Source organism: Pseudomonas sp. KCJK8993 (assembly GCF_046230915.1).
GTDB lineage: Bacteria > Pseudomonadota > Gammaproteobacteria > Pseudomonadales > Pseudomonadaceae > Aquipseudomonas > Aquipseudomonas piscis.
Genome location: NZ_JBJJLO010000142.1, coordinates 1 through 14,999 on the forward strand (window position 1 = coordinate 1; position 14,999 = coordinate 14,999).

Annotated in this window: 14 protein-coding genes; 7 read left to right on the forward strand and 7 right to left on the reverse strand. The window is 65.1% G+C overall.

Going from position 1 to position 14,999, the window contains the following annotated elements:
- Positions 1-205: 205 nt before the first annotated feature.
- A complete protein-coding gene (locus tag ACK6AU_RS28665) occupies positions 206-2,758 on the forward strand; it encodes a PAS domain-containing protein (RefSeq protein WP_409302941.1) in 2,553 nt (850 codons plus the stop codon).
- Positions 2,759-2,797: 39 nt separating this feature from the next.
- Entirely contained in the window at positions 2,798-3,073 is a 276-nt protein-coding gene (locus ACK6AU_RS28670; protein ID WP_185701181.1) for a peptidylprolyl isomerase, read from the forward strand.
- 105 nt (positions 3,074-3,178) lie between these two features.
- On the opposite strand, the gene ACK6AU_RS28675 is transcribed toward ACK6AU_RS28670, so the two are convergent.
- From ACK6AU_RS28675 to ACK6AU_RS28700, 6 genes are all read right to left on the reverse strand, one after another.
- Positions 3,179-4,096 (reverse strand): sugar kinase, encoded by a 918-nt coding sequence (locus ACK6AU_RS28675; RefSeq protein WP_409302943.1) that lies wholly within the window; start codon positions 4,094-4,096, stop codon positions 3,179-3,181.
- A gap of 72 nt (positions 4,097-4,168) precedes the next feature.
- Positions 4,169-5,386 carry an amino acid deaminase gene (locus tag ACK6AU_RS28680; protein WP_409302945.1) on the reverse strand — a complete coding sequence of 406 codons (1,218 nt, stop codon included), beginning with the start codon at positions 5,384-5,386 and terminating at the stop codon, positions 4,169-4,171.
- Between the two features lie 48 nt (positions 5,387-5,434).
- On the reverse strand, positions 5,435-6,199 hold the full coding sequence (locus ACK6AU_RS28685) for an IclR family transcriptional regulator (protein WP_409302947.1): 765 nt from the start codon (positions 6,197-6,199) through the stop codon (positions 5,435-5,437).
- Positions 6,200-6,262: 63 nt separating this feature from the next.
- The gene (locus ACK6AU_RS28690) at positions 6,263-6,649 is read right to left on the reverse strand and encodes a RidA family protein (RefSeq protein WP_185701177.1); all 387 of its coding nucleotides are present in this window, start codon (positions 6,647-6,649) and stop codon (positions 6,263-6,265) included.
- A gap of 550 nt (positions 6,650-7,199) precedes the next feature.
- Positions 7,200-7,745 carry a hypothetical protein gene (locus ACK6AU_RS28695; RefSeq protein ID WP_409302950.1) on the reverse strand — a complete coding sequence of 182 codons (546 nt, stop codon included), beginning with the start codon at positions 7,743-7,745 and terminating at the stop codon, positions 7,200-7,202.
- A gap of 186 nt (positions 7,746-7,931) precedes the next feature.
- A complete protein-coding gene (locus ACK6AU_RS28700) occupies positions 7,932-9,365 on the reverse strand; it encodes an RtcB family protein (RefSeq protein WP_409302952.1) in 1,434 nt (477 codons plus the stop codon).
- A 475-nt stretch (positions 9,366-9,840) separates the two neighbouring features.
- Between ACK6AU_RS28700 and ACK6AU_RS28705 the strand changes: the two genes are divergently transcribed.
- Positions 9,841-10,413 (forward strand): type 1 glutamine amidotransferase family protein, encoded by a 573-nt coding sequence (locus ACK6AU_RS28705; RefSeq protein ID WP_409302954.1) that lies wholly within the window; start codon positions 9,841-9,843, stop codon positions 10,411-10,413.
- Here the strand turns inward: ACK6AU_RS28705 and ACK6AU_RS28710 are convergent.
- Positions 10,410-10,571 carry a hypothetical protein gene (locus ACK6AU_RS28710; protein ID WP_409302956.1) on the reverse strand — a complete coding sequence of 54 codons (162 nt, stop codon included), beginning with the start codon at positions 10,569-10,571 and terminating at the stop codon, positions 10,410-10,412. The genes ACK6AU_RS28705 and ACK6AU_RS28710 overlap by 4 nt on opposite strands.
- A 19-nt stretch (positions 10,572-10,590) precedes the next feature.
- Here ACK6AU_RS28710 and ACK6AU_RS28715 point away from each other — a divergent pair, with 19 nt between their 5' ends.
- From ACK6AU_RS28715 to ACK6AU_RS28730, 4 genes are all read left to right on the forward strand, one after another.
- Positions 10,591-10,860: a hypothetical protein gene (locus ACK6AU_RS28715; protein WP_409302958.1), complete on the forward strand. Its 270-nt coding sequence runs from the start codon at positions 10,591-10,593 to the stop codon at positions 10,858-10,860.
- Positions 10,861-11,437: 577 nt separating this feature from the next.
- Positions 11,438-12,589, forward strand: a complete 1,152-nt coding sequence (wecB, locus tag ACK6AU_RS28720; RefSeq protein WP_409302960.1) for a non-hydrolyzing UDP-N-acetylglucosamine 2-epimerase — start codon at positions 11,438-11,440, stop codon at positions 12,587-12,589.
- On the forward strand, positions 12,586-14,763 hold the full coding sequence (nrfB, locus tag ACK6AU_RS28725; RefSeq protein WP_409302962.1) for a cyclic di-3',5'-guanylate-activated glycosyltransferase NrfB: 2,178 nt from the start codon (positions 12,586-12,588) through the stop codon (positions 14,761-14,763). Before wecB ends, nrfB begins: the two co-directional genes overlap by 4 nt.
- Positions 14,760-14,999, forward strand: a 240-nt coding sequence (locus ACK6AU_RS28730) for a hypothetical protein (RefSeq protein ID WP_409302964.1), incomplete at its 3' end; no start/stop codon positions are given. The genes nrfB and ACK6AU_RS28730, both read left to right, overlap by 4 nt.

Consider the following 14,999-nt stretch of genomic DNA (forward strand, 5'->3'; position numbering starts at 1 on the left):
CCAAACCTGACTCCGCGCCGCGCCTGGCACACCGCGCCAAGCGAGATCGCGGCCGCTGCGCGATGCTCGGCGCTGGTCATCCGCCGCCAAAGCGGGTGAAAATGACCGCGCCAGAACCGCCTACACTCCATCCGTTTGCATAGGCAGCACGCTTCACAGGCTGCCGGTCATTGCGTCATATCGCAGCACCCAGGACTCCCTCGACATGAATGGTTCCCACCCCGGCAGCGATGCCGCCACCCTGATTGCCCGCCTGGACTGGGCGACCACGGCCCTGGGCGACGCCCGGCAATGGCCGCAGAGCCTGCGTACCGCGGTGGACATCGTGATCCATTCCCCCATGCCGATGCTGCTGCTCTGGGGCGACGAGCTGACGCAGATCTACAACGATGCTTTCGCCCTGCTGGCCGGCAACAAGCACCCCAAGGCCTTCGGCTTGCCAGCGCACCTGACCTGGCCAGAGCTGAAGGACTTCACCGACCCGATCTACCACGCCGTGCTCAACGGCCAGGTGCGCAGCTTCAGCGAGCAGCGTTTCAGCCTGCAGCGCACCAACGGCACGGCCCATGACGTCTGGCTGGACCTGACCTACAGCCCGATCCGCAACGAACACGGGGCTGTCGCCGGGATCCTGGTCACCGCCATCGAGACCAACGAGCGCCGGCGCATCGCCCTGGAGCTCAAGCAGCGCTCCGACGACAGCCTGCGCGCCCAGCATGAGACCGAGGAACGCCTGCAACTGGCCCTGGCCGCCACCGACGCGGTGGGCACCTGGGACTGGGACATCGGCGAGGATCGCTTCATCGCCGATGCGCATTTCGCCCAATTGCACAGCGTCGATCCACAACGCTCGCGGCAACTGCCCATCAGCGAATACCTCAAGGGCGTGCATCCCGAGGACCGTGGCATGGTGGCCCGCAGCATCAAGCACTGCATCACCCACGGCAGCGAATACGCCGAGGAATACCGCCTGCAACTGGCCGACGGCCAGTTGCGCTGGGTCTTCGCCCGGGGCCGCTGCTACAAGGATCACCACGGTCGGCCGACGCGCTTTCTCGGCGCCGCCCTGGACCTCACCGAACGCAAGCAGATGGAACAGGCACTGCGCCAGGGCCAGACCGAACTGCAGTTGATCATCAACGCCATGCCGGCGCTGATCGGCTACGTCGACCATGAGGAACGCTTTCGCCTGAACAACAGCGCCTACCTGGACTGGTACGGCCTCACGCCACAAGAGCTGTACGGCAAGACCCTCCGCGAGGTGATGGGCGAAGAGATCTACGCCAGCCGCGCCGAGCAGATCGCCGCCGCCCTGGCGGGCAAGCCGTGCAGCTTCGAGGCCGATTCGCCCCATCGCGACGGCCGCCCGCGCCATGCCCTGACCCGCTTCCTGCCTCGCCACGGCGCCGATGGGGCGGTCAACGGTTTCTATATCTTCGTCAACGACGAGACCGAGCGCCGGCAGACCGAGGAAGCCCTGCGCAACCTCAACGAAACCCTGGAAGAACGGGTCAACCGCCGTACCGAGGCCCTGGCCACGGCCAACCAGCGCCTGCAAAACGAGATGTTCGAGCGCGAGCGCGCCGAAGACGCCCTGCGCCACGCGCAGAAGATGGAGGCCGTGGGCCAGCTCACCGGCGGTATCGCCCATGACTTCAACAACATGCTCACCGGCATCATCGGCAGCCTGGACCTGATGCAGCGCTACATCGACAACGGCCGCGGCGACGAGATCGGCCGCTTCACCGAGGCCGCCATGTCCTCGGCCAAGCGCGCCGCGTCCCTGACCCACCGCCTGCTGGCCTTCTCCCGCCGCCAGTCCCTGGATCGCCGGCCCCTGGACCCCAACCAGCTGGTGCGTTCGCTGCAGGACCTGTTCAACCACACCAAGGGCGAGCACATCGAGTTGCAACTGCAACTGGCCGACGGCATCTGGCCGGTGAGTACCGACGCCAGCCAGCTGGAAAACGCCCTGCTCAACCTGGTGATCAACGCCCGCGACGCCATGCCCGGCGGCGGCCGGCTGCTGATCGAGACCGCCAACAGCTACCTGGACGGCAGCGACATCAGCACCCTGGAGCCGGTCCAGGCCGGCGACTACGTCATGCTCGGCGTCAGTGACAACGGCGCGGGCATGAGCCCGCGGATCCTGGCCAAGGCCTTCGATCCGTTCTTCACCACCAAGCCCATCGGCCAGGGCACGGGCCTGGGCCTGTCGATGATCTACGGTTTCGCCCAGCAGTCCGGCGGCCACGTGACCATCAACAGCGAACCGGACCACGGCACCTGCGTGCGCCTGTACCTGCCGCGCCTGCACACCGCGCCGCTGGAGCCGGAACAACCGCAGGCCGGCGGCGAGCCGCCCCAGGCCATCGCCGGGGAATGCGTGGTGGTGGTCGAGGATGACCCGGCGGTGCGCATGCTGGTGCTCGATGTGCTGAGCGAACTGGGCTACCGCGCCTTCGAGGCCGCAGACGCCCGCTGTGCCCTGCCCTTCCTGGAGTCGCCCATGCGGGTCGACCTCTTGGTGACCGATGTTGGCCTGCCGGGGATGAACGGCCGGCAACTGGCGGAGATCGCCCGCCAGCATCGCCCGGGGCTCAAGGTGCTGTTCATGACTGGCTACGCGGAAAAGGCCGCCGAGCGCCAGGGTTTCCTGGAACCGGGCATGGACTTGATGGCCAAGCCGTTTTCCATCGAGGAACTGGCGCAGAAGATTCGCCAGATGATCGGCCGCGAAGACGCAATTCAGGCATAATCCGCGACCGCCGTATTCCCGCGACAAGGTCACCCGCCCATGAAAGCCCAAGCCCGCCATATCCTGGTGAAAACCGCCGAAGAAGCCGAACAGCTCAAGCAACGCATCGCCAAGGGCGAAGCCTTCGACGTGCTGGCCAGGAAATACTCCACCTGCCCCTCCGGCAAGCGCGGCGGCGACCTGGGCGAAGTGCGCCCGGGACAGATGGTCGGCGCCATCGACCAGGTGATTTTCAAGAAACCCCTGCGCACCGTGCACGGCCCGATCAAGAGCAAGTTCGGCTACCACTTGGTGCAAGTCTTCTTCCGCGACTGACCGGTAGCCGCTGCCGAGCCCGCGAGGCTGCGCCAAGGTCCGCGGGACCTTCAATACCTTAAGATCGCCCCGGCCCCGCGGCCCCTATGCAGCCCGCGGCAGCGGCTACACCGAGTGGCGAGGAATCAGGGCGCCTGGGTGCTGGATCACCCGTGCCGCCAGGCGATGCCCGGCTTCGGCGGCCTGCGCCGGGGTCCCGCCCTGCAACCGACACGCCAGATAGGCGGCGCTGAAGGAATCCCCCGCCGCCGTGGTATCCACCACCTTTTCCACCTTCCGGGCCGGCACGCTGAACGACTCGCCATGGCAGCGGATCAGACAAGCTTCGGCACCGCGCTTGAGCACCACTTCCGGGGTTCGCGGGTAAGCGGCGAATACCGCATCACTGTCGCCATAACCGAACAGCGCCTGCTCATCGTCCAGGGTCAGCAACGCCAGATCGACATCAGCCAACACCTCGCGATACGCCGCCTGCGCGTGCACCAGCGAGGTCCACAGCCGTGGCCGGTAGTTGTTGTCGAAGACGATCCTGGCCCCGCGCCGCCGTGCTTCGGCCAAGGTCTCGCGCAACCTTTTGCGCCCCAGCTCGCCGAGGACCGCCAGGGTGATGCCGCTGAAGTACAGCACGTCGTAATCGCGCAACTGCGCAAGGATCGCCCCGGCCGCCGGCGTGGTGAAACAGTCGCGCACCGCCGCCTCGTTGCGCCAGTACAAAAAACGCCGCTCGCCCTGGGCGTCGGTCTGGATGCAATACAGCCCCGGCAGGCGCCCGGGCAGGCGCTGGACCTTGTCCAGGCCGATGCCCTCGGCGGCCCAGGCCTGGCACATGGCCTCGCTGAAACTGTCGTCGCCCAGGGCGGTGACGTAATCGACCCGGGCGCCCTCGCCCAGCTCGCGGGCCAGGTACACCGCAGTGTTCAAGGTATCGCCACCGAAGCTCTGTTGCAGGCTGCCGTCGGCGCGATGTTGCAGTTCGATCATGCATTCGCCGATCAAGGCGATGCGCGGGTTGGCGGTGTTCATGATGAGGGCATCTCTGGCGAGTATGTGTGTTGTCGGGGGAGGACATCATCACCTGCGCAGCAGGTGCCAGAATCAGAAGCAGGTCTCGAGGTTTTCCAAGACCCGCAAGTGCTCGTCCACCAGCAACCCGGTGCGCCATTTGTCGAACGTCAGGCACGGGTGGGAGGTGCCGAAGGAGAGGATGTCCCCCACCCGCAGCTGTACCCCAGGGGCAACGGTCAGGAACGCATGCTGGTCCATGACCGCGGTGAACTTGCAGCCACTGACGTCATCCCCGGCACTCGCCCCGGCCCCAGCCCGGTAGCGCCGCAATGGCAGCGGCAAGCCGGCGTCATGGGCCACGTCGCGCTTGCCCAGGGCCACCACCGCGAAGCCCGGCTCCGGCAGCGACTGCACATGGGCCCAGACCTCCATCGCCGGGCGCAGGCCTTCGTCCAGGTCGCTGCGCCGGTCCAGCACGCAGCACTGGGCCTCTTTGTAGATCCCATGGTCATGGGCCACATAGCTGCCCGGGCGCAGCACGCTGAGGAACCGGCCCTTGGCGTTATGGGTCTCGAAAGACTCGGCGATCAGGTCGTACCAGGCCGACCCCGAAGCGGTGATGATCGGCCGCTCGATGGCGAACAGGCCGTCGTCTTGCAGGTCCACCGCCAGGCGCACCAGGGAGTCGGCGAAGCGGCGAATGCCCGCTACCGCCTGATCGCCATGGATCACCCCCTCGTAGCCTTCGATCCCGCACAGGGCCAGCGCCGGCTGGGCCTGGATCGCCCGGGCCAGTGCCACCACCTCCTGCTCGCTGCGGCAGCCGCAGCGCCCGCCCACCACGCCGTACTCGATCATCACCTTGAGGGTGACGCCGCGCTGGGCGAAAAACGCCCCCAGGTCGGCCACGTTGTCCGGATGATCGACCATGCAATAGAAGTCGACATCCCCAGCGGCCAGCAACTCGGCCACCAGCGCCATGTTCGGCGCGCCCACCAGTTGGTTGGCCATCAGCACCCGGCGCACGCCATGGGCATAGGCCGCCCGCGCCTGCACGGCGGTGGCCAGGGTGATGCCCCAGGCGCCGGCGTCCAGCTGCCGCTGGAACAGCCCCGGCATCATGCTGGTCTTGCCATGGGGGGCCAGTTCGGCGCCGCTGGCGCTGACGAAAGCCTGCATCCAGCGGATGTTGTGTTCCAGGGCCTGGCGATGCAGCACCAGGGCCGGCAGGCTGACGTCCTTGAGCAAGCTGGCGCCGATGGCGGCCGCGCCCTTTTGCACCAGCGGCAGGTTCGAAACAGAAGACATGTGGCGACTCCTTGGCAAAGCGGCCAGCGACGGCCGCGGGGGTACAGGTTAGTCGTTGATCCGCCGGGCCAGGCGATCGGCGCTGTCGAGCAGCACCTGGCGATAGTGGCGATAGTTGGCCTGGGCATCGGCCCGGGGCGCGACGATGCACAGGGTACAGACGCACACCCCATGCTCGTCGCGCACCGGCGCGGCAAAACAATGGGTGAAGGTGTCGGCGACGCTGTCGAAAGAGAAGAAACCTTCCGCGCTGGCCTGGCGGATTTCCTTGAGGAAAACCTCCAGCGACAAGCGCTGGCCATCGGGGAGGATGAAGTCCTGCTCGTCGATCAGCTCGACAATCTGCTCATCGCTCAAGTGCCCCAGCAGCAAGCGCCCGGACGCGGTCCAGGGAATGGGCGCGTTCTCGCCGATGTCCGAGGAAATGCGAAAGTGCCGCTCGCCCTCCTTCATCAGCGCCACCGTGTACTTGCGCCCGTTGAGCAGGCACATCTGCGCGGTTTCGCCGGTCTGGGCGACGATGTCTTGCAGGGCCTGGTCGGCCTCGCGGCTCAGGTCGAAATGCCGCAAGTGCGCCTGGCCGAGAAAGTACAACTGGCGCCCCAGGTACACATGCCCGTCGCGCCCCACCGGCTCCAGGATGCGCCGCTCCAGCAGCGACTCCACCAGCTCGTAGACCGTGGACTTGGGGCTGCCCACGCCCTTGGCGATATCGTTGGGGCGCAGCGGCTGGCCGACCTCCTTGAGGAAGTCGAGGATATCGAACGCCCGGTCCAGGCCCCTGGCCCGGCGCTTGATGTTGTCTTCAGTCATCTTCGAACCATTCCCCCAAAGCACTCCCATTCACACCTCGACTTGCCGCTTGCAGCTAGCCGCTTACCGCTGCTTGTAAGCCACGCAGTCGATCTCGACCTTGCAGTCCACCATCATGCTGGCCTGCACACAGGCCCGGGCCGGCGCATGCTCGGGCTTGAAGTACTCGCCGAAGACCTTGTTGAAACTCCAGAAATCCCGCGGGTCATCCAGCCACACGCCAACGCGCACCACGTCCTCCAGGCCATAACCGGCCTCCTCGAGAATCGCCACCAGGTTGCGCATCGCCTGGTGCGTCTGCTCGACGATCCCGCCATGGACGATCTCGCCCTCCAGCGCCGGCACCTGGCCGGACACATGCAACCAGCCATCGGCCTCCACGGCGCGGGCGAAAGGACGCGGCTGGCCACCGCCTGCGGTGCTGCCAGTGCCATAACGGGTGATGCTCATGGGGTTTCTCCTGATTGAAGGTGGCCATCCACGACCACGCCTGAGAGCTTCGGAACCCGTCGCAGCAGCGACAGACCCCAAGTAAATTTCCGCTATAACGGAATTAAAATCGTAATAACGGAATATTTGCGAAGTTTGCCACACAAACCAACGGCGACAACAGAGGCAAATCGAACGCGTCCTCTCAGCCCTGTAGCCGCTGTCGAGCCCGGGCGAGGCTGCGACAAGGGCCCTTCAGCGGATTGACGATCCCACCGACCGCTACGCGCCCGTGCGCAGCCTGCGGCAGCGGCTATACAAGGCCACGCCAGGGCTTTCGCTCTGCTTAGACTTGCTTTGGCTTTTGATCCTGAAGGCCCCGTTGACCACGATGGCCGAACGCAGGCATTGAGCCGTGGGTGACCCGGCAGGACGCCGGGTTAGCCGCCTTGGGCCATGGATGGCTCATTGCCGCGGCCCATGGATCAATGCCAGAGAGAGAGTATGTCGAGCCTAGGCGAGGCACCGAGTGGAGGGGCAAGCGTATTTGCTTACTTTTTTGGCGAAGGCATCAATCAAAGTCGGAAACGCACAACACCCACCAGAGATTCCGAGCCCCCTGACACACCACATAAGCAGAAGAAATCGTCGACCCCCGGGTCAATTCACACCAATCGAGGCTGTCAAACCGATACACCACAAGCTCGGAAAACGGCGCCGGAAACACGGCCTCCAGCGCCTCTCCCACCAACCTCCGAGCATTGGCCAGGCTCAACCCGCAGGTCGAGTGATGACACCCGCCCCGCAGCACCACCGCCAGCAGCGAGCCCTCGAACTCGTATCGATTCAGCAGGGAAAAAGGTCCGAACTCAGGCTCGACCTGCCCGATCGCCGTCGACCCGGCGAAGTCGCTGAAACGCTCCAGAAACTCGGCCAGTCGCCGCCCCTCACCCAGTACCTTGATACATGGATCTGGCTTGAAGAAGCTGGAAACCACCTCGCCACACTGGGCAAGCACCGCCAGCAGTTCGGCAAGGGGCGGCTTGTCGACGACGAACTCGCTGGCACCGGTCAAAGGCGCTCCCGCCTCGTGCTTCAGGTTCTGATCTTGACTCATGCTGGATACCCGACTTTCAACGCAAACAGGCAATCGCCCTGGCGGCTAACGCGTCTCGGGCGTTGGCGGCCGCCGATGACTGCAACGGCAGCGCTCAGAACGAACAGGCCAGAGGGGCGACAATGTAGCGGCCGCCTACCTGAACGGCAAATCCGCAAGCCATCGTGCCCCAAGAGCCCACCGTGCTTACGCCTTGAACGTAAGGACCGGCGAAAACCGCGCAATCACCGACACCGTCCGCTCCTCCACCTGGGAACGAATCACCTGCCCGATCTCCTTGTACGCCCCCGGCGCCTCCTCGATCATCCGCTCCTCCTTGGTGGTGATGCACTCCACCCCCTGCAACCCCAGGAACGCCTTGTCCCGCTTGGCCCGCACGATCACGTCGCCACGCGACATCGAACGCCCGGCGCCGTGGCTGGCCGAACGCATCCAGCGCTCGTTGCCCAGGCCGGTCAGCAGGTAGGAATCGTGGCCCATGCTCCCGGGAATCAGCAGCGGCTGCCCGGCATAGGCTGGGGTCGCGCCCTTGCGGTGCACGTTGCCCACCTCCTCGCGCAACACGATGTTGTGCGGCACATCGACAATCAGCGGTGCCTCGATCCCCGCGCCGAACACCTGCCGCGTGCGCTGGCGCACCATCTCGGCAATCAGCGCGCGGTTGGCATCGGCGTAATGCGCAGCACTGTGCATCGCCAGCAGGTACTCGTCGGCCATCTCGCCGAACAGGGCGAAGATCTTCGATTGCGGATGCTTCAACCCCGCCGGCCACAAGGCCTTGGCCTTGTCCATCCAGCGCCGGCCGACATAGAACCCGACATCCCGCGAGCCGGTGTGGATCATCATCACCACCTGCCCCACCGCCAGGCCGTGGGTAAAGCAGGCCTGGCGATCCACCAGCTCGGTGACCACCTGGATCTCGACAAAGTGATTGCCGCCGCCCAGGGAGCCCAGGCCCGGATCCCGCAAGACCTGCCGCGACCGGTCCTGCAAGGCCTCCGGGCCATAGGCGGCGCGACCACGGGCAAAGGACGACTCATGCAGGCCGGCCAGCTCACGCTGCAACTGGGCGAAATCCGCCCCGGCGAACAAGCCCACCGGAGCCTGCTGCCGAACCTGGGCCCAGAAGTCGCCCAGGCCCGCCTCGAACAACGCGCTCATGGATTGCGGGCTGGTGGGAATGTTGCGCGTGCCTTCCAACAGGTCACCCCGCACCAGGGCGGTCCACTTGGCCTTCTGCGCCATGAACTGCTCATAGTCCAGGCCCAGCTTGTGCAGGCGCATGCCGCAATTGATATCGGTGCCGATGGCCTGGGGCACCACCAGGTCGTGGCTGGTGACGATCACGCTGCCCACCGGAATCGAGCTGCCGGTGTGGAAGTCAGGCGTGGCGCAAGCGCACTTCACCTCACCGCCATGGGGGTGGGCGACGCGGGCGAAATCCATGAGCTGGGTGATGGCCTTCTCTTCGATGGCAAACCCTTCGGGCAGCAGCAGATCCGCCTTGAGCCCGGCGTCATTGATCGAGGAGATGGAAAGGGAATTGGAATTCAGGCGTTCGATGGCCACCCCGGAACGGGCGAGCTTGTGCTGAATTCTCTTGAACGGTACGTGGGTCATATTCGACTGCTTTTCTTGGACGCAACAAAACAACCACCCTTCTGGTGGCTGGAATTGTCTGGTCAGCAGCGAAACTTAGACGGCGCGTATGGTGATGAGCCCGCAGCTCCGTGTAAAGACCCGCCAGCCACTTTTTTGTAGCTCGCCCTACAGGCCGACCCTGCCACCGTTTGGCCTGGAAGGCGTTCAGGCCCGGCGCCGATGGTTCTCTTGAGGCCAATCGGCGCAGTCGCCGATCACGTCCCGGGGCACCTTGGTGCTCCTCCATCGAACAAGCTTTGCCGACCTCGTCGTTGGCCTCTTTCTACCAGGCCGCGCATACATCGGCCGCCCTGGAGACTCCCTTGGAGATCGCCTCTTCAAGCGTCATGAAAACGAGACGGCAGAACCGGCAGGGGCACCGCGGCCACGATGTAACATGTAGCAAGCTACACCGATGCCTCCCTGTCTCCATTGACTATCGCAAGGATTGCCCATGCCCCGCGCCATCACCCTGCTCACCGAAAACTTCGCCGACTGGGAAACCACCCTGGTCAACGCCACTGCCCGGGCCTACTACGGCTTCGACTGCCGCTACGCCAGCCCCGGCGGCACGCTCGTCACGTCCATGGGGGGCCTGCGAGTGACGCCCGACCTGGCACTGGAGGACATCGACCTGGAGCAACTCGACCTCTTGATGATCTGCGGCGGAACCTTCTGGCAGAGCGGCCAGCCCCTGGAGATCGGCGCCCTGCTGCGTGACGCCCAGGCACGTGGCATCGTGCTCGCCGGAATCTGCGACGGCACCCGGGCCCTGGCCCAGGCCGGGGTTCTCGATCACCTGCGGCACACCTCGAATTCGGCGGCCAACCTGCTGGCGGTGAACTACGGCGGCGCCGCGCATTACCAGGACGTAGCCCACGCCGTGGCCGACCAGCGCGTGATCACCGCGCCGGGCAGCGCCCCGGTGAGCTTCATGGAACAGATCCTGCGCACCTTGGGTATCGACGATCAGAACCTGCGGGACTACATCGCCCTGCACGCTGCGCAACACCACCGGCAAGGCTAGTCGGCCAGCGGGTTATCCACCGCCAGCACCGCTTCGTAGTGCCCGCTGTCAGGCGCGAAGGAGACAAAGTCCTCGAGGCCGGGCTTTTGCAACCACAACCGCCCGCGGCGGCTGCACTCGTAGGCCGTGGAGGTGCAGGCCAGGTAGACGCTGGACAAGCGATCCTCGAAATACTCGGTGGGCTGGGGCCGCCAAGGCATCCGTGCCCGGGAACGCCAGCGCTTCGGCCCGCGTATCTTGCCCGGCGGCGACATGCATGCCCGACACCTGGCCTTCCTCGAATGGGCGGCAGCCTACGACAACGGCACCCGGGAAGGGCGCAACCGCCCACGACACCAGGCCTGGCTGGCACGGCTCGAGCGGCCCCAGGGGCATATCGACGGTTCGGTATCGGTACCACAGATGCTGGAGCAGGCCCTGGCGATCATGGCCAGGAGCATTTGCTGATTGCCGTCACGGACCCGGGCATCGGTCCTGGATGACTGAAGCGCCCACCGGTCGGCGAGCACCAGAATTGGACACGCCACAAGGGCGTCTCAATGGAACAGGGAAGACGCCGCCCAAGCGAAGCACGTCAAGACCAACGCCATTCCCATCACATACACCGCCAACGCACGCCCCACGCAACCACCCCACGCAACAGACTCATGACTTGCAGTCGTTCGACGAACGACCAATAGCGCGCATTCTAGCAGCGCGCGCCGTCATATTGACACGATCCTCACCGCCATTTTTCAGACATCCCGATAAATGGCGATCAGCGTCATTTTTATGACGAAATATCACCAAAGATTGACTTTCAGCCCTGGAACCGGGGACTGGCCGACACATCCTTTTGCATTTTCCGAACGATTTATCCCAGGCTCTCGGAACTTCGATTTCGTCCCACTGCCAGACGCCCTCTTTTCTTTGCAACCTCGCCCTTGAGCGGCCGCCAGGGTTCCGCCTCCTGGTTGGACAAGAGTGGAGCCCACTGCTTTCATTCAGGACCAGGCCCGGTTGCATCACTACCCAGGAGGGGTCAATGCCATTCAAAGTCATGATGGTTTTCGGAACACGCCCAGAGGCAATCAAGATGGCGCCCCTGGCGCGAGCCCTGCGTCAATGGCCAGGAATCGAACTGCACATCTGCTCCACCGGACAGCACCGGGAGATGCTCAAGCAGGTGCTCGATTCGTTCGAGCTGGAGGTCGACGAAGACCTGCAGGTCATGACCCAGGGCCAGTCTCTGAATGGCCTTTCCCAGCAATTGCTGATCAGCCTGGATGCCACCTACGAGCGCCTGTGCCCGGACATGGTACTGGTGCATGGCGACACCACCACCAGCTTCATCGCCGCCCTGGCCGCGTTCAACCGCCAGCTCCCCATCGGCCACGTCGAGGCCGGCCTGCGTACCGGCAACCTCAAGGCGCCCTGGCCCGAAGAGGCCAACCGCCGCCTGACCGGGGTGATCGCCGACCTGCACTTCGCCCCTACTGCCAAATGCGAGGCCAACCTGCTGCGTGAAGGCGTGCCGGAAGCCAATATCGAGATCACCGGCAACACCGTGATCGACGCCCTGCTGTGGATGCGCGGCCACCAGGAAGAACTGCGCTGGCGGCCAAGCGCCCATTCACCGCTGGCGATCCTCGACGACAGCCGGCGCATGGTGTTGGTCACCGGCCACCGCCGGGAAAACTTCGGCGATGGTTTCCAGCAGATCTGCGAAGCTTTGGCCGAACTGGGACAGCGCTACCCAGACGTCCAGTTCGTGTACCCGGTCCACCTCAATCCCCAGGTACAGAGCGCGGTATACGGCCTGCTGTCGGACAAGCCCAACATCTACCTGATCCCGCCCCAGGACTATCAGCATTTTGTCTGGCTGATGGGACGCTCGTACTTCATTCTCAGCGACTCCGGGGGTATCCAGGAGGAAGCCCCGGCCATCGGCAAGCCGCTACTGGTGCTGCGCGAGGTCACCGAACGCCCCGCCGTGCTCGAAGGCGGCACCGTGCTTTTGGTGGGCACCGACCGTGAGCGCATCGTGCGCCACGCCAGCGAACTGCTGGACGATCAACAGGTGTATGCACGCATGAGCCGGGTCCACAGCCCCTATGGCGATGGCCACGCCAGCGAACACATCGCCCGCCGCTTGAGCGCCTGGCTGGAGGCTCAAGCCGCGGGTGGCCCCGCATGAACCTGGAGCTGATCGATTTTTTCATCTACATCCTCTATGGCCTGAAGTACCTGGCCATCACCCTGGCCCTGCTGATGTTCCTGCTGGGCCTGGATGACCTGTTCATCGACCTGGTGTACTGGACCCGCAAGCTGATCCGGCGCTGGCGCATCTACGAGAAGTTCCAGCGGGCAGACGAGCAACGGCTGTTCGAGGCCGCGGAAAAACCCCTGGCGATCATGGTCCCGGCCTGGAACGAGGTCGGCGTGGTGGGCGAGATGGCGCGCCTGGCCGCCTCCACCATCGACTACCAGAACTACCAGATCTTCGTCGGCACCTACCCCAACGACGCCGAGACCCAGGCCGACGTCGACGCGGTGTGCCAGCACTACCCCAATGTGCACAAGGTGGTCTGCGCGCGCCCCGGCCCCACCAGCAAGGCCGACTGCCTGAACAACATCATCGACGCCATCCTGCGCTTCGAGAGCGAAGCGAAGATCGAATTCGCCGGATTCATCCTGCATGACGCCGAAGACGTGATCTCGCCCATGGAACTGCGCCTGTTCAACTACCTGCTGCCCAACAAGGACCTGATCCAGATCCCGGTCTATCCCTACGCACCGCAATGGCAGGGCTTCACCGCCGGCCACTACGTCGACGAGTTCGCCGAGAACCACGGCAAGGACGTGATCGTGCGCGAGGCCCTGACCGGCCAGGTGCCCAGCGCCGGGGTCGGCACCTGCTTCAGCCGCCGGGCCATCAGCGCCCTGCTGGAAGACGGCGACGGCATCGCCTTCGACGTGCAGAGCCTGACCGAGGACTACGACATCGGCTTTCGCCTGAAGCAAAAGGGCATGAAGTGCATTTTCGCCCGCTACTCGGTGAACGATCCGAAGCTGGCCCTGGATTATGAGTGGGCCCCGGGGATGAACCGCCAGTTCGCCCAGGTGATCTGCGTGCGCGAGCATTTCCCCCGGGACTGGCAGCACGCCGTCCGGCAGAAGTCGCGCTGGATCGTCGGCATCGTGTTCCAGGGCACCACCAACCTGGGCTGGAGCCGCAAGAACCTGCTCAACTACTTCCTCTGGCGCGATCGCCGCGGGCTGATCGCCTACCTGCTGAGTTTCCTGGTGAACCTGCTGCTCCTGGTCCTGCTGGGCATGTGGCTGATCACCGTGCTGTCCCCGGACGCCTGGCACTTCCAGTCGATCCTCAGCGACAGCCCGCTGCTGGCGGCGCTGCTCTGGCTCAACGGCCTGATGCTGGCCAACCGCCTGTTCCAGCGCGCCTGGTTCGTCACCCGTTTCTATGGCCTGGGCCAGGGCCTGCTCTCGGCTCCACGCATGATGTGGAGCAACTTCGTCAATTTCTTCGCCAACCTGCGGGCACTGCGCCAGGTCTTGCAGATGGGCGACTCGCGACGGGTCGCCTGGGACAAGACCACCCATGAATTCCCGGCCCTGACCAAGGCCCAGCGCACGCCCCTGGGCCATCGCCTGGTGGACAAGGGCCTGCTCAGCGAAGCACAGCTCGAAGCCGTGCTCACCAGCCCGCTGCACCGGCGCCTGGGGCGCGAACTGCTGGTGCGCGGCTACATCGACAGCCTCCAGCTGGTACAGGAGCTGGCCGCGCAGTTCGAGCTGGAGTGGGCACCGCTCAATCCGTTCAAGCTCGATCCCCAACTGATCGCCAGCGTGCCCCGGCGCATCGCCGTGCAGTACGGCGTGCTGCCGGTCATGGACGAGGATGGCACGCTGGTCCTGGCCTCCGAGGACCCGGTCAGCCAAGTCTCGCTGGGGGCCATCAGCCGCCAGCTCAAGCGCCCGGTCAAATGCCGCCTGGCGCCTCAGGGCCGAGTGACCCTGGGTATCCGCCACTGGTACCCGGGCAAGCACCAGGGCGAGGAAACCCGGCGCATGCTCGCCACCCTGGAACGGCACCAGGATGACGAGGCGCTGCTCGAACGGGTCAGCCATCACCAGGTGCAGATCGGCCGCCTGCTGCAAGCACACGGCCTGGTCCCGGCGAGCCTGTTCAACCAGGCCATGATCGACTACGACGCCGACCGCGGCTCCCTGGGCGAGCACCTGGTCGAACGCGGCATGATCACCGCCCAGGTGCTGCAACAGGCCCTGGCCGACCAGGCCGAGGAACAACAGGCGGCCTACAGCATCGTGGCGCAGGTGGCCCCATGAACAAGCGCACCCCTTGGCTGCTGGGCAGCCTGCTGCTGGGCCTGTCCGGCACGGTCCTGGCCCAGGAACTGACCGAGTTCGAGCGTTTTCGCAGCTATCCCTACCTCGACCGTGGCTACCGCGAAGCACAGAAGGGCAACTGGAAGGAAGTCGAGCGCCTGACCCGGCACCTGCTGCAGCGCGTGCCCAGGAACCAGGAAGCCCAGGGCCTGCTGGCCCAGTCCCTGGCCAAGCAG

What these genes read in the sequence shown, in the direction of transcription:
- ACK6AU_RS28670 (WP_185701181.1), top strand. Translation starts at nt 2,798, where the DNA reads ATGAAAGCCCAAGCCCGCCATATCCTGGTGAAAACCGCCGAAGAAGCC.
- ACK6AU_RS28690 (WP_185701177.1), bottom strand. Translation starts at nt 6,649, where the DNA reads ATGAGCATCACCCGTTATGGCACTGGCAGCACCGCAGGCGGTGGCCAG.
- ACK6AU_RS28700 (WP_409302952.1), bottom strand. Translation starts at nt 9,365, where the DNA reads ATGACCCACGTACCGTTCAAGAGAATTCAGCACAAGCTCGCCCGTTCC.
- ACK6AU_RS28675 (WP_409302943.1), bottom strand. Translation starts at nt 4,096, where the DNA reads ATGAACACCGCCAACCCGCGCATCGCCTTGATCGGCGAATGCATGATC.
- ACK6AU_RS28680 (WP_409302945.1), bottom strand. Translation starts at nt 5,386, where the DNA reads ATGTCTTCTGTTTCGAACCTGCCGCTGGTGCAAAAGGGCGCGGCCGCC.
- ACK6AU_RS28685 (WP_409302947.1), bottom strand. Translation starts at nt 6,199, where the DNA reads ATGACTGAAGACAACATCAAGCGCCGGGCCAGGGGCCTGGACCGGGCG.
- wecB (WP_409302960.1), top strand. Translation starts at nt 11,438, where the DNA reads ATGCCATTCAAAGTCATGATGGTTTTCGGAACACGCCCAGAGGCAATC.
- ACK6AU_RS28665 (WP_409302941.1), top strand. Translation starts at nt 206, where the DNA reads ATGAATGGTTCCCACCCCGGCAGCGATGCCGCCACCCTGATTGCCCGC.
- ACK6AU_RS28705 (WP_409302954.1), top strand. Translation starts at nt 9,841, where the DNA reads ATGCCCCGCGCCATCACCCTGCTCACCGAAAACTTCGCCGACTGGGAA.
- ACK6AU_RS28695 (WP_409302950.1), bottom strand. Translation starts at nt 7,745, where the DNA reads ATGAGTCAAGATCAGAACCTGAAGCACGAGGCGGGAGCGCCTTTGACC.
- nrfB (WP_409302962.1), top strand. Translation starts at nt 12,586, where the DNA reads ATGAACCTGGAGCTGATCGATTTTTTCATCTACATCCTCTATGGCCTG.